This window comes from Photobacterium ganghwense (assembly GCF_017329545.1).
GTDB lineage: Bacteria > Pseudomonadota > Gammaproteobacteria > Enterobacterales > Vibrionaceae > Photobacterium > Photobacterium ganghwense.
Map to the genome: position 1 here is coordinate 2309979 of NZ_CP071325.1, position 12881 is coordinate 2322859.

15 protein-coding genes and 1 riboswitch are annotated in these 12881 nt (G+C 47.2%); of the genes, 4 read left to right on the plus strand and 11 right to left on the minus strand.

Translation table 11 applies throughout. The features are described from left to right. Window positions 1-4: 4 nt before the first annotated feature. The 4 genes from oppC to FH974_RS10475 all read right to left on the minus strand — a co-directional run bounded on the left by oppC (window position 5) and on the right by FH974_RS10475 (window position 4223). A complete protein-coding gene (gene oppC, locus FH974_RS10460; protein WP_047884217.1) occupies window positions 5-916 on the minus strand; it encodes an oligopeptide ABC transporter permease OppC in 912 nt (303 codons plus the stop codon). Between the two features lie 14 nt (window positions 917-930). Then, window positions 931-1851, minus strand: a complete 921-nt coding sequence (gene oppB / locus FH974_RS10465; RefSeq protein ID WP_047884063.1) for an oligopeptide ABC transporter permease OppB — start codon at window positions 1849-1851, stop codon at window positions 931-933. A gap of 118 nt (window positions 1852-1969) precedes the next feature. Next, entirely contained in the window at window positions 1970-3601 is a 1632-nt protein-coding gene (locus FH974_RS10470; protein WP_047884062.1) for an ABC transporter substrate-binding protein, read from the minus strand. A gap of 445 nt (window positions 3602-4046) precedes the next feature. Next, entirely contained in the window at window positions 4047-4223 is a 177-nt protein-coding gene (locus FH974_RS10475; protein ID WP_157038305.1) for a hypothetical protein, read from the minus strand. A 659-nt stretch (window positions 4224-4882) separates the two neighbouring features. Between FH974_RS10475 and FH974_RS10480 the strand changes: the two genes are divergently transcribed. Next, the gene (locus FH974_RS10480; RefSeq protein ID WP_047884061.1) at window positions 4883-5287 is read left to right on the plus strand and encodes a MerR family transcriptional regulator; all 405 of its coding nucleotides are present in this window, start codon (window positions 4883-4885) and stop codon (window positions 5285-5287) included. Window positions 5288-5480: 193 nt separating this feature from the next. Here the strand turns inward: FH974_RS10480 and FH974_RS10485 are convergent, their stop codons facing one another. The 6 genes from FH974_RS10485 to moaA form a co-directional block, all read right to left on the minus strand. Next, window positions 5481-6515 carry a porin gene (locus FH974_RS10485; RefSeq protein WP_047884060.1) on the minus strand — a complete coding sequence of 345 codons (1035 nt, stop codon included), beginning with the start codon at window positions 6513-6515 and terminating at the stop codon, window positions 5481-5483. Between the two features lie 467 nt (window positions 6516-6982). Continuing rightward, window positions 6983-7519, minus strand: a complete 537-nt coding sequence (locus FH974_RS10490) for a hypothetical protein (RefSeq protein ID WP_047884059.1) — start codon at window positions 7517-7519, stop codon at window positions 6983-6985. Between the two features lie 394 nt (window positions 7520-7913). Continuing rightward, on the minus strand, window positions 7914-8360 hold the full coding sequence (moaE, locus tag FH974_RS10495) for a molybdopterin synthase catalytic subunit MoaE (RefSeq protein WP_047884058.1): 447 nt from the start codon (window positions 8358-8360) through the stop codon (window positions 7914-7916). 2 nt (window positions 8361-8362) lie between these two features. After that, window positions 8363-8608: a molybdopterin synthase sulfur carrier subunit gene (gene moaD / locus FH974_RS10500; protein WP_047884057.1), complete on the minus strand. Its 246-nt coding sequence runs from the start codon at window positions 8606-8608 to the stop codon at window positions 8363-8365. After that, window positions 8605-9084, minus strand: a complete 480-nt coding sequence (moaC, locus tag FH974_RS10505; RefSeq protein ID WP_047884056.1) for a cyclic pyranopterin monophosphate synthase MoaC — start codon at window positions 9082-9084, stop codon at window positions 8605-8607. Before moaC ends, moaD begins: the two co-directional genes overlap by 4 nt. A 40-nt stretch (window positions 9085-9124) precedes the next feature. After that, a complete protein-coding gene (gene moaA, locus FH974_RS10510) occupies window positions 9125-10114 on the minus strand; it encodes a GTP 3',8-cyclase MoaA (protein ID WP_207103263.1) in 990 nt (329 codons plus the stop codon). Then, window positions 10103-10261: riboswitch (molybdenum cofactor riboswitch) on the minus strand. It overlaps the preceding gene by 12 nt. Before the next feature lie 181 nt (window positions 10262-10442). Between moaA and FH974_RS10515 the strand changes: the two genes are divergently transcribed. The 3 genes from FH974_RS10515 (at window position 10443) to yvcK (ending at window position 12545) form a co-directional block, all read left to right on the plus strand. Next, window positions 10443-10670 carry a hypothetical protein gene (locus FH974_RS10515; protein WP_047884054.1) on the plus strand — a complete coding sequence of 76 codons (228 nt, stop codon included), beginning with the start codon at window positions 10443-10445 and terminating at the stop codon, window positions 10668-10670. A 154-nt stretch (window positions 10671-10824) separates the two neighbouring features. Then, a complete protein-coding gene (locus FH974_RS10520; RefSeq protein WP_047884053.1) occupies window positions 10825-11400 on the plus strand; it encodes an LON peptidase substrate-binding domain-containing protein in 576 nt (191 codons plus the stop codon). A gap of 197 nt (window positions 11401-11597) precedes the next feature. After that, a complete protein-coding gene (gene yvcK, locus FH974_RS10525; RefSeq protein WP_084712470.1) occupies window positions 11598-12545 on the plus strand; it encodes a uridine diphosphate-N-acetylglucosamine-binding protein YvcK in 948 nt (315 codons plus the stop codon). Here the strand turns inward: yvcK and FH974_RS10530 are convergent. After that, window positions 12507-12866, minus strand: coding sequence for an Hpt domain-containing protein (locus FH974_RS10530; protein ID WP_047884052.1), 360 nt, complete (start codon window positions 12864-12866; stop codon window positions 12507-12509). The genes yvcK and FH974_RS10530 overlap by 39 nt on opposite strands. Window positions 12867-12881 lie beyond the last annotated feature (15 nt).

Consider the following 12881-nt stretch of genomic DNA (forward strand, 5'->3'; position numbering starts at 1 on the left):
ATTGTTATCTGTCTTTCGGATCCAGTGCGTCACGCAATCCGTCACCCACATAGTTAAAGCAGAACAGGGTCACCACCATAAAGGCGGCAGGGAACATCAATTGCCAAATCGCCACTTCCATTGTCTGTGAGCCTTCTTGCAGCAATGCGCCCCAACTGGTCATTGGCTCTTGTACCCCAAGGCCCAGGAAGCTGAGGAAGGATTCTGTCAAAATCATTGACGGTACCAGCAGCGTGGAATAAACAGCAACGATACCCAGTACGTTAGGCACGATATGGCGGGTAATGATGCGCCATTTGCTTACGCCTGAAACATGCGCGGCCTCGATGAACTCTTTGCTGCGCAGCGACAGTGTCTGACCACGCACGATACGCGCCATATCGAGCCAAGAAATGGCCCCGATTGCCACGAAAATCAGCATGATGTTTCGGCCAAAGAAAGTTACCAGCACGATCACGAAGAACATGAACGGAATGGAGTACAGGATTTCCAGAATACGCATCATGATGCGGTCTGTTCGGCCACCGATGAAACCAGAGGCCGCACCGTAAAGTGTACCGATAATCACGGCCACCAGCGCGCCCATGATACCGACCATCAATGAGATTCGACCGCCGATCAGGGTACGGGTGTAGAGGTCACGCCCCAGGCTGTCCGTCCCGAAGAAGTGCCCTTCCGGACCCAAACTTGGCGCGCTATGCAACGCGTACCAGTCAGTATCATCAAATGCGTACTGACTGAACATCGGGCCAAAAATCACGGCCAGGGAAATCAGGAACAGGATCGCCAGACTCACCATGGCCGCACGGTTGCGGGTGAATCGAATGCGGGCATCCTGCCATAAGCTACGGCCTTCAATTTCCAGCTGCTCGGAAAAATTTTCAACGGCCTTCACGTTTTCTTTTTTAGTAAGCATCATCTGTTGGCCTCTTAGTAACGAATCTTCGGATCAATGTACGCCAGCACAATATCAACCACGGCGTTGAAAATAATCGTTAGTGTCCCGATCAGGATAGTGATACCCAGAACCAGCGAGTAATCGCGGTTAAAGGCAGCATTCACGAACAACTTACCGATACCCGGCAGACCAAAGATAGTTTCGATAACCACAGAACCTGTGATGATGCCGACAAAAGCCGGACCCATGTATGACACCACCGGTAACATCGCTGGTTTCAGAGCATGCTTCAGGATGATGTAGGTGTAGCTCAGTCCCTTCGCACGTGCAGTACGGATGAAGTTACTGTTTAGCGTTTCAATCATGCTACCACGGGTAATACGGGCGAATGTCGCCACGTAAAGCAGCGACATGCCGATCATCGGCAGCAGCACAAATTTTGTAGAACCGTCGTTCCAGCCACCCGCCGGCAACCAGCCCAGGTTGATGGAGAAAATGTAAATCAGTACCGGCGCGAGGATAAAGGACGGCATCACTACCCCGGCCATCGCCGTCGACATAATGCAGTAATCCACCCAGCTATTCTGTTTCAGGGCGGCAATGGTACCGACCGTGACCCCCATTACCAGAGCAAAGATAAACGCAAAGAAACCGATTTTTGCCGATACCGGCAAGGCTTCAGAAACCAGCTCATTAACGGTGAAATCTTTGTATTTAAATGACGGGCCGAAGTCACCCTGGACGATATTGGTCAGGTACGTGGTGTACTGATCAAATACCGGTTTATCCAGGCCGTATTTGGCTTCAATATTCGCCATCACTTCCGGCGGAAGCGGGCGCTCACTTGAGAAAGGGTTACCTGGTGCAAAGCGCATCAGGAAGAAGGAAATTGTAATTAACACCAACAGGGTCGGTATTGCTTCAAAAATCCGTTTAGCGATGAATTTAATCATAAACTCCACCGTTCATCAGTCTGTGACAGTCAAATCAACTGGTATAAAAATACCAAAGCTGCACTGCTCTCTTCCTGAGAGCAGTGCATAAAGGATCATTGCTTATAGTAACTATGAATTAGTCAGCGATGATGTAGAGGTCTTTACTGAAGATGTTATCTTCAGGGTTACGCTCTGGGTAACCGCCTAGCTTAGGATTTACCAGACGTGCGTTCACATAGTGGTAGATAGGCATGATAGGCATGTCTTTCGCCAGCAGTGATTCCGCATCTTTGTAAGCACTTGAACGGTCTGCGTCAGATGCAGCAGTCAGTGCCAGGTCCAGTTTTTTGTCGTAAGACTGGCTAGTGTACTTCGGATAGTTCTGAGAGTGGCCATCACGCATGATTGCCAGGAAGGTAGATGCTTCGTTGTAGTCACCACACCAGCCGGCACGGGAAACGTCGAAGTTACCCTGACGCTTGCTGTCCAGATAGCTCTTCCACTCCTGGTTTTCCAGCACTGCTGTCACACCCAGGTTTTTCTTCCACATAGACGCGATAGCGACCGCAATCTTCTTGTGGTTTTCACTGGTGTTGTACAGCAGGTCGAATTTCAGTGGATTATCTTTGCCGTAACCCGCTTCAGCCAGCAGGGCTTTCGCTTTCTCTACGCGCTCTTTCTGAGACAGCTTAGAGTAGTCAGGCATTTCAACTTCCAGACCATTGGTCGCCAGTGGCGTGAAGTTGTAGGCTGGTGTTTCACCTTTACCAACGATGAATTTGGCAATAACGTCACGATCGATTGCATAAGACAGTGCTTTACGTACTTTCTCGTTATCAAACGGTGCTTTCGCCGTGTTGAACTCGTAGTAGTAAGAACACAGGTAAGGTGTCACTTTGACATCTTCCGGATGCTCTTTCACCAGACGGCTGAAGTGCTCGTTTGGCATTTCATAAGTAACGTCTACTTCACCGGCCAGGAAGCGGTTCATTTCAGCAACCTGATTTTCGATCGGCAGGTAAGTGACTTTGTTCAGTACCGTGTGGGCATTGTCCCAGTAGTTCGCATTGCGCGTCAGAACGATACGCTCGTTCACTACCCAGTTATCCAGCACGTATGCGCCATTGCTGACGTAATTTTCAGGGCTGGTCCACTTGTCACCGAACGTTTCAACGACCTTCTGGTTTACCGGCTTCATAGAAGTATGCACGGTCATTGAAACGAAATAAGGAACGGGTTTTTCCAGAGTGACTTTCAGAGTGTGCGCGTCTACCGCTTCTACACCCAGAGTGTCAGGAGATTTTTTGCCAGAAATAACATCTGATGCGTTCTGCATTGTTGTCATTTCCAGGTATGAAGCATAAGGAGAACCCGTTTTCGGATCCGCCAGACGACGCCAGGCGTATACGAAATCGCCGGCAACCACTGGGTCGCCGTTAGACCATTTAGCGTCTTTACGCAGGTGGAAGGTCCAGGTTGTGTTATCTGTTGTTTCCCATGACTCAGCAACACCGCCAACCAGCTTGCCTTCACCATCCTGGTTAACCAGACCTTCCAGCAGATCACGGATAACGTTAGATTCTGGTACACCAGATACTTTTTGCGGGTCCAGGGATTCTACTTCGGTGCCGTTGCCACGAACCATTTCCTGTTTATCAGCCAGTTTGACACCAGCAGGAACATTCGCAGCAAGAGTAGAAAATGATGTGGTTGCTACCGCCATACCCGCACCCAGAAGAAGAGCCTGGGTAATCTTATTCTTATACATGCATTAACTCCGATACATAGATTGTACGTCCTTGAGTCTCTTCGGTCGGCATAGACTCTAACCTGTTGCAATATTTGCATCGTTAATCCTAAACGACACAAAGCAACCGAAGAATTGGTCAAAACATTAGCAGGCATCGAAGTAATTTGCCACATTTTGTTTACAGAAAGCGACATAATTCCGATCTGTAACACCCATATAGAACAACCCACCAGATGCAACAAATGTTGCAGTTTGATGTATCACAGAACAGGTAATGAGGAGTAATTTCCGCCAGAAAACCCAAAAAACAACAAAAATTGAATAAATAATCATAAAACTGAACAAACCGGCAGCATATTCATCTTTTTGCAACGTTTAAAAAAAGAACAGTCAACTGGAGGTCTGTCAAAACTTGAACTCATACCAAAAAAAGCGCCTTTTCGGCGCTTAAAATTTGATCAGGCTATTTATTTTCACTGTCTATGTTGATGTTTGGCGGGATATCATCCATCGATTCTGCTTTTTTCTCGACGACAGGCTGCCTGCCTTCATGACTGACCACCTCGTCAAACAGACCATCGTGGTTAATATCACCCAGCATTTGTTTAATCCGGCGATTGCTCATGCGTTTGTGCTTCATGGAACCCTCCGCTGTTAACCGTTAAGTGCAGTGCATGACAAGCCCGGTTGCCATGCAGGGCTGATAAAACAGACAAAGCAGACGTAGTGCAATACTCTTTTCTGACGGCTGTCATTTAGTCTGATAAACCAGCACTTCTACACTATGGCACAGGATGACCTATCCTGCCGGAAGGGTCCGATTCTCAGCGCTTTTTTAATAACTGCTATGCATATAAAAGAGACCTTATAGAATAAGTTTTTACATAGACTCATTTTCAAGACGGACACGTTTCTCTAACACATGAATAACGCTACTATCATCTCTGTTGGCTATGCACTTCATAACATTAGTCTTAACCAACACATTCCGTTCCCGTTCCGTTCTATCTTGAGAGTTTGAAAAGTATGAGACCAGCTGGTTGTTTTTCACGTCCAAGCCCTTCCCGTGTACGTCATGGTTATGTGCCTCCGGCTCATAAAACCAAAGACGGTACCAACGGTGCCAAATAAGCGTTAGCAGCCTTGACACCACCTCTAGCCCCTTGATTTCAAGGGGCTAGTTTCTTCTTTATTACCTCACTTGTTATTTGCTCCCCACTGTGAAATTATCCGGAAGGATCAAGGAACAGGTCCCGGCCCTGACGGCCGTAACATCAGTGGTAATAAACGGAATGTACAATGATCACCAAACCCTCCTCCCGGCAACACACCTACTCCATTTCTGAACTGGCTGAAGAATTCTCAGTAACCTTAAGAAGTATCCGCTTTTACGAAGATCAGGGGCTTCTGAAACCACAGCGAGAAGGAAAAAACCGCATTTTCTCTCGTCAGGACAGAGCACGCCTAAAATTAATCCTGCGCGGAAAAAGACTGGGCTTTACGTTGAATGACATTCAGGAGCTGTTTAATTTGTACGATGCTGAGGCTCAAAACAAAAAGCAGGTGCAGGTGATGCTCAATACTATTCGGGCACGGCAGTATAAACTGCTGCAGCAACAGGCTGATATCGACCTGATCATGATGGAGCTCAACGCTGCCGAGCGCAGGTGTTACCAGCAAATGAACAAATTCGACGAACACTGATGATACAGAACAGGCCACGTTCCCGATTTTTCCCTCTTTATATAGGAGGTACCTAAAGATAAAAAAGGTGCCTAAGTACAAGAGCATCTATATAAAGAAGGAGTAATTCTCAGCTGGCTGGTTAGCCTATCCGATAAAAAAGCCCGGCAGATACCGGGCAAAAATAAACAAGACAATGAACCATGGACCAGAATTACCAGTAAACGCGAGCACCTACAGCAAACGAGCTTTCGCCGTCAGCAGTTGCAATACCAACGAAGCTATCGCTTTCTTTGTTGGTGTAGCCCAGTGTGCTGCCGTCAGCATACGCGTATTCAACATACACACGTGACCAGCTGTTGAAGTGGTAATCGGTGCCAATGTAGAACAGTTTACCGTCACCATCTTCGGTGAATGCATCGGATTTCTGATCTGTATATTCATAGCCCGCGTAAGCTGTTGCATTGTCCGCCCAGCTGAAAGTACCGGCCAGACTGTATGCGTCTTCATCGATGGTTGCACCAGTCGCTTTGTTTTCCAGTTCCGCGTTGTAGTACGTGAAACCGATCAGCGCCGGGCCAAAGGTATACTCAACAGTACCTTCATAGTAAGTGTTTTCGATATCCGCAGAAACACCATCGCCAATAGAAACGGTTTTATCACGGTTAACACCACCACCCAGGTGGAAGTTAAAACCACCAAAGCTTGATGCGACGAACAGCTCAGACAATTCCTGATTTGAATCATCTTCTGGCAAACCGTAGTTAGCAGCCAGAATGAAGTTTTCACCTTCGTAGTTATATTTAATCAGTGAATCGTGGCGAGCACCTGATAGCGTTGAATAACGCAGACCGGTTCCACCGAAGAAGTACGAGTAATCTGCACCGTAGATATCATCAGCAACAACCCACTGACGACCAAAGGAGATCTTTCCGAATTGAGTGTCCAGTCCCGCAAAGTGCAGGCGGTTTTTCATTGCATAATCTTCAGTATCGGTAGTGTAGTTAAGTCCGAATTCAACCTTACCGAAAACATCCACAGTATCATTAACTTTGTACTGCGCTTGCACACCAGCTCGTGATGAACCGGCATTTAGAGTCACATCCTTGTCCTCTAGCTTTTTGATTTCCGTACGCAACTGACCATAAAAATCGACCAGGGCCTCATCACTTTTCACGATTTCGACGGCCGACGCGGTGGTAGAGAATAATACGGCGGGAATAACTGCTGCTAGTAGTGTTTTTTTCATTTTACTTTCCTGTAATTATTTTGTGTATCAACTCGTCCTGAGTCGCCACGAAACATAGCAACAGAACTTTTTAACATCAACATAACAAAATACTGCTAAACAGCTTTCTAAAAAGATCTAAACCCAACCACCAAAAACATACAATCAACAAAAAAATGAATAAAAAACCAAAAAAACAGAACCAAGCAATTGATAAATTAATCATTAAATGACTAAAACACCTTTTCACATCAGGAAAAATTAAATAACTAAAAGGAATATTTAAACTATAAACAAACAAAATAAATATAAAAAATCACATAAAACAAACATGAACACCACAAAGCAGAACAAAAAACAGTCTATTTTTATCCTCACAAAGAATTTAATAATGGGGGATTTTTGCAGGGACTTAAGATTGGGATGGGCAAAAACAAAAAAGCGGATATGAAAATACCCGCTTATCAAATATGAAGATGAATGAATATTTAATGAAGTGGAATTCTGACAACCCACACTTTATGCTGTTCACACACATCGACACCTTGTTCAGCCATTTGACGTAAATAGGCTAAACGATGATGCCCTTCCAATAAGTTAAACGGGGCTTTCAGCGTTTTGCCATTAAGCATGGGTAGATCTCTTTCATAGTGGAGAACGATAGGCGCAACTGGCCAAGTCCCCAGCAACTGCATTTCCTGAACCAGCCAGCTTCTCTGGAACAGTGGATTCATCATTCGACCCGATAATTTGTTCACTGTATCAATATGAGGCGTTTGGATTTTTGACTGAATATTCGTGGTCGTCCACTCTTCTAAACTGAATCGCATTGACTGAAAATCCAGCCAGCCCCAATTATAAAAAACGCCTTTCCAATGGCGATACACCCATTGTTCCAACACATCATCCGGAAAATGCGGCAAAACGCGCTGCGCTTTTTCTTTCCATTGTTCCCAGGGTTCGCAGAAGCGACTGCCAAATCCCTCGGGCTCTAATTCATAGAGTAAACGATCGCTCCTGATCATAGGCCAGCTCCCTTGTCTCATTCTTCGTTGACTGACTAAGTGATTTGTTACTGAATGCAATCTCATGATTAGCCGGATATACAAGCCCCTCACAACGCCCGATTAACCATTCAGTTTTAATGGTTATTTATCACCTTTAAATTCAAAGTAGCACAGGGATAACAGAAAAAACACCTGAATAATCAAGAAAGTTTATGCAGCTGAATATAGGGGGATAGTTCGTGGTACAGCGTTTTCAACTGAAAGGGATAAGGGATTGAATTTCTCTTTAGAGGATATAGCTAGGTACGCGGCAGGGAGAACCAAAAATTGTAGCCGGAAAATGGTAACGCAATGTAGCACAGCACCTGAACAGACAGATATCAGGTGCTGATACAGGTCAGCAGACTGCTGATTATTTTTCCCAACGTTTAGCAGCGTTAGTATCTGTCTCTCGGGCATCTACCCATCGGGACGCTTCCTGGGTTTGCTCTTTCTTCCAAAACGGGGCCTGCGTTTTCAGGTAGTCCATGATGAACTCACAAGCTTCGAAAGCAGCACCGCGATGCGCGCTGGTCACGCCAACGAACACAATCTGATCACCCAGATTTAAATCACCTACCCGATGAATCACGCGCACTTTTAGCAGCGGCCAGCGTGTACGCGCTTTATCGACGATCTCAGCCAGCGATTTTTCCGTCATTCCCGGATAATGCTCCAGCGAGAGTCCGGTAACACTGTCTCCCTGATTGAAATCACGGACTTTACCGATAAACGTGACAACCGCGCCGGCGTCCGTCCCTTCCGCTAGCAGCGCATATTCCTCAGCCACCGAGAAATCTTCAAACTGAACAGAAATCATCATCAGCCTCCGGTCACTGGTGGGAAAAAGGCCACTTCATCACCGTCAGTCAGTTCGCTATCAAGAGACGTGATTGTCTGATTGACCGCAACCAGCAGCTTACCTGGCTCCAGCGCCAGCTGCCATTTATCACCCTGCTCCGCCAGATGGGCACGCAGTGCTTCAGCCGTCGCAAATTCAGGTGTCATTTCCAGGCTATCCGTCCCCACCAACTCTTTAACCTGTGCAAAAAACAGAACTTTAATCATGCTTCCACCTTAAAATGACCCGATTTACCGCCCGTTTTTTCCAGCAACCTAACCTGACTGATGACCATATCTTTTTGCACCGCTTTGCACATATCGTAAATTGTCAAAGCAGCAACCGATGCAGCAGTAAGAGCTTCCATTTCTACGCCGGTTTTTCCTGCTAGCTTACAACAAGATTCAATCCGTACTTTGTTTTCTGACTCAATGGCTTCCAGCTGTACTTCCACTTTTGACAGTAGCAGCGGGTGACAAAGCGGGATCAGATCCCAGGTTTTCTTCGCTGCCTGAATACCAGCGATGCGGGCTGTCGCGAAGACATCCCCTTTATGATGCTGTCCTGAGACAATCAACTGCAGTGTTTCAGGCGCCATATGCACAAAGGCTTCTGCGCGTGCTTCTCGTACTGTGTCTGCTTTTGCAGACACATCAACCATGTTTGCTTCGCCTGAAGCATTAATATGCGTAAACTGATTCATCCGTATTTACCAGAAGAAAAGAATTAGAGATCAGGCAGTCTTAACCGCCAATAGATGCCAGATGAGGAGTCATCCCGGTGTTGCCTTCCTGAAGAAAATGGCTCACCGCTTTATCATTCAACCCACCCTGAATACGCGCGATCAACGCCTCTCGCTGGTCATCCTGCTGCATGAGATCACGTAAGTCGACACCGTGATCGCCAAACAGACACAGGTGCAGTTTCCCCATAGCAGAGACACGCAAGCGGTTACAGCTTTTACAGAAATCTTTCTCGTAAGGCATGATCAGACCGATTTCACCCTGATAGTCCGGATGACAGAACACCTGAGCCGGGCCATCATTGCTGCTCTTGAGTTTAAGCACCCAACCGTTAGCAATGAGATGATTGCGGATCGCGACACCAGAGACATGGTGGTTATTGAATAACGTGTCCATCTCACCGGTTTGCATCAGTTCAATAAAGCGCAACTGAATAGGACGATGTTTGATCCAAGCCAGAAATTGCGGCAGCTGCTGGGAGTTCAGATCTTTAAGCAGCACGGTGTTGACCTTCACCTGCTCAAAACCGGCATCAAAAGCCGCATCAATGCCTTCCATCACCTGCTGAAACATGTTCTCGCCAGTGATCTGGTAGAACATTCTGGGGTCAAGGCTATCGACACTGACATTGATGCTCGTCAACCCGGCGTCACGCCATTGACGTACCAGCTTGGCCATCCGGTAACCATTGGTTGTGGTAGCCACTTTCTTAATGCCCGGCTGTTCTGCCACGGTGCGGATGATGTCGGTAAAATCTCGACGCAGGCTTGGCTCTCCGCCAGTGATGCGGACTTTTGTTGTGCCACATTCTGCAAAAGCAGCCGTAACTCGATGGATTTCATCCAGCGTCAGAAAAGACGGCTTTTTCTTCTCCGCCGGGTGGTAGCCATCAGGCAAGCAGTATGTGCATTTGAAGTTACAGACGTCTGTAACTGAAAGACGCAAATAATAGAATTTGCGATGGAAGCTATCTTCAAATTGTTTCGCCACGGAACACCTTTCCAAATATGGGAGGCCGATGCATTTCTTTATCGACCCTGGTGACAACCTGTCACTGGCTTAACTCACCTATCCCCGTCACAGACCCTTGGCCAAGATCAGGAACTTAGTGCAGCAAGCTCGGAGTTATGGCAATTGTGCCTCTGTTGATTAAACCGAAATGAGCACAATAGCGTACTGTTAATAAAAGTATCAGATCATTAGCACGTGTGGCAAATCACTGCAAAAAATTCGTGCCGCATTCTACCGTTCCACAGATTTCACGACAATACTACTTAAGTAAGTATGGGAATATTTTCTTACAAAAAGTGAGGATATTATGTCCAATATTATCGAATCGGCTTCAATTGATGATATTGCGCTCTACTTGCAGCGGGAAGAAGGTCTGGATGCCAAGCAAGCCAGGAAACAAGCTCAGCAAGTGATCGACGGTTTTCTGGATATGCAGGAGAAAGGATTAATTAAAGGATGGTACTTTGACGAACAAAGCCATTTAGAGCTGCTGCCTAGTGACAACGCGCTAAAAATCATTGCAAATCAAAAATGATTCGCAAAATGCACAGGAATATATGCAATTCGTTTTGCAAAATGAAACTACAACATTTTAAAACGGCCACCAGCGTAGAAATAGCAGCAGTCTGAAATTCCGGCATCACATTTGCTTTGTCTATATCACCAGACAAAGGCAACCGGAGCAGACTATGAAACAGTACATTCCACTATTATTTCAAAAACGTCATATCTTGCCTGGTGGCCGTATTCCAATCCGTATCGCCCCTGGTACACAAATGGAAAACTTTAAATCGGCCATGAAGTCCAGTCAGAGTCTTGGTGTTTGCATGTTTGATCAAGATGAACACGGTCAGCACTTCTTCCATATTGGCACCCGCGTGACTGTCGAAGATTTTGACATCTCACCAGAAGACGGAACGCTGATTGTCACCGTGGTCGGCCACGAAACGTTTCGTATCGACAGCTTGCAGGAGTGCGATGAAGGCATGTTCATGGCGGAATGCGAAAGTATTCCACGCTGGCCGGACATTGAGCTTCGCCGGGATCAGCAAATTCTGGCAGACAAACTGAAAGTCGTGTTTGACAAGCACCCCGAACTCAGCGGGCTACACAAGAAAAAACAATACAACAACCTGAGCTGGCTGTGTCAGCGTTGGCTGGAGTTATTACCGGTACCGGCGAGTGAGAAACAAGTACTGTTGAGTGCTCCGAACTGCCATGACACCTACGACTATCTGATGAGCATTATGCAAAAACCGCATTGATACCTTAAACCGCATTGATACCCAATTGCTGCCGATGTTGTCTTTCCGCCCTCTCCGCCTTTTTGAGAGGGCATTTTTTATTCAGCCCACCCATACTAAACGTGATTAATATATCATCCCGGCACCTGCAGTTGTTTCCTCTGACATTGACAGGTTACACTCGGGGCACAGCAAGAATTTGATCACAGACAGACTCCATGACGTCAGACAGTACCCGCGCAATTACGGTTGACCCTCTTACACCGACCGATACCACTCCGGCCGACACCGGCCCACGCATTGTTGCCATTGGCGGTGGACATGGGCTTGGCCGCATGCTTTCAGCCCTATCCGACTTTGGCGATAAGGTCACCGGCATTGTCACCACAACGGACAACGGAGGTTCAACCGGCCGTATACGAGCCTGTCAGGGCGGTATCGCCTGGGGGGATACCCGCAACTGTATTAACCAGCTGATTACTGAGCCTTCGGTAGGGTCGATGATTTTTGAGTATCGGTTCAAGGGCAATGGCGAACTGGATGGCCATAACCTGGGTAATCTGATGCTTAAGGCGCTTGATAATCTGTCCATTCGGCCGTTGGAAGCCATCAACCTGATCCGGGATATGCTCAAAGTGCAACCTCATATTCTACCGATGTCAGAACACCCGGCTGATCTTTCTGCCATGACCCCAAGCGGAGAAATCATCTGTGGCGAGACCAGCGTCGATGAGCTGGAAGACGTACCGCTGCGGCTTTACGTTGAACCGGCAGTGCCTGCGACCAAAGAAGCGGTTCAGGCAATTGAACAGGCCGATTTAATCCTGCTGGGCCCGGGTAGCTTCCTGACCAGCATTATGCCGCCGTTATTGCTCAAAGAGATTGAGCTGGCACTGAAGCGCTGCCGCGCGAAGATCGTCTTTGTAATGAATCTGGATAAGGAAAAAGGCCCTGCGGGAAAAATGACCCTGGCCGATATGCTGCGTTGGTGTGAACGTTCGATGGGCGGCCGCCCGATTGATGTGATTGTAACTGATCGCCAGCAGGAGGCGATTGATGCGAAGTATCAGCAACTGATTATGCCCCTCGCATCAAACAACCACCAGTGGCGGCACGACAGAGAAAAGTTACGACAGGCAGTTGACCGGATTCTCCAGGCTCGCTAATCGTCTGTATTCTATCGCCATACCTTCCACCATCTGTCTGTATTCAGGCAGATGGTCCAGAATCCACTGATCCTGCCCCTGTTTCACCCGAGACTCGCATTCCTGAGCCATTACGGCCAGTTCATCTGCCCCAAAGCTGGCGGCACTGCTTTTAATCGCGTGGCTGATCTCCCGTACCTGGCTGATCGTAGGCTGGGAGGATAATTGACGAAAATACTGGTCAAGTTCGTCGCTGAACACATTCAACAGCAGCTGCAATGTGTCGTGACCCACTTCATCAGCCATTCGTTTGATGGTATCTGCATTGATAATCGATGTCATGCAATACTCTCCCTA

What these genes read in the sequence shown, in the direction of transcription:
- FH974_RS10485 (WP_047884060.1), bottom strand. Translation starts at nt 6,515, where the DNA reads ATGAAAAAAACACTACTAGCAGCAGTTATTCCCGCCGTATTATTCTCT.
- FH974_RS10470 (WP_047884062.1), bottom strand. Translation starts at nt 3,601, where the DNA reads ATGTATAAGAATAAGATTACCCAGGCTCTTCTTCTGGGTGCGGGTATG.
- moaE (WP_047884058.1), bottom strand. Translation starts at nt 8,360, where the DNA reads ATGATTTCTGTTCAGTTTGAAGATTTCTCGGTGGCTGAGGAATATGCG.
- moaD (WP_047884057.1), bottom strand. Translation starts at nt 8,608, where the DNA reads ATGATTAAAGTTCTGTTTTTTGCACAGGTTAAAGAGTTGGTGGGGACG.
- FH974_RS10530 (WP_047884052.1), bottom strand. Translation starts at nt 12,866, where the DNA reads ATGACATCGATTATCAATGCAGATACCATCAAACGAATGGCTGATGAA.
- FH974_RS10480 (WP_047884061.1), top strand. Translation starts at nt 4,883, where the DNA reads ATGATCACCAAACCCTCCTCCCGGCAACACACCTACTCCATTTCTGAA.
- FH974_RS10475 (WP_157038305.1), bottom strand. Translation starts at nt 4,223, where the DNA reads ATGAAGCACAAACGCATGAGCAATCGCCGGATTAAACAAATGCTGGGT.
- yvcK (WP_084712470.1), top strand. Translation starts at nt 11,598, where the DNA reads ATGACGTCAGACAGTACCCGCGCAATTACGGTTGACCCTCTTACACCG.
- oppC (WP_047884217.1), bottom strand. Translation starts at nt 916, where the DNA reads ATGCTTACTAAAAAAGAAAACGTGAAGGCCGTTGAAAATTTTTCCGAG.
- FH974_RS10490 (WP_047884059.1), bottom strand. Translation starts at nt 7,519, where the DNA reads ATGATCAGGAGCGATCGTTTACTCTATGAATTAGAGCCCGAGGGATTT.
- moaC (WP_047884056.1), bottom strand. Translation starts at nt 9,084, where the DNA reads ATGAATCAGTTTACGCATATTAATGCTTCAGGCGAAGCAAACATGGTT.
- FH974_RS10515 (WP_047884054.1), top strand. Translation starts at nt 10,443, where the DNA reads ATGTCCAATATTATCGAATCGGCTTCAATTGATGATATTGCGCTCTAC.
- oppB (WP_047884063.1), bottom strand. Translation starts at nt 1,851, where the DNA reads ATGATTAAATTCATCGCTAAACGGATTTTTGAAGCAATACCGACCCTG.
- FH974_RS10520 (WP_047884053.1), top strand. Translation starts at nt 10,825, where the DNA reads ATGAAACAGTACATTCCACTATTATTTCAAAAACGTCATATCTTGCCT.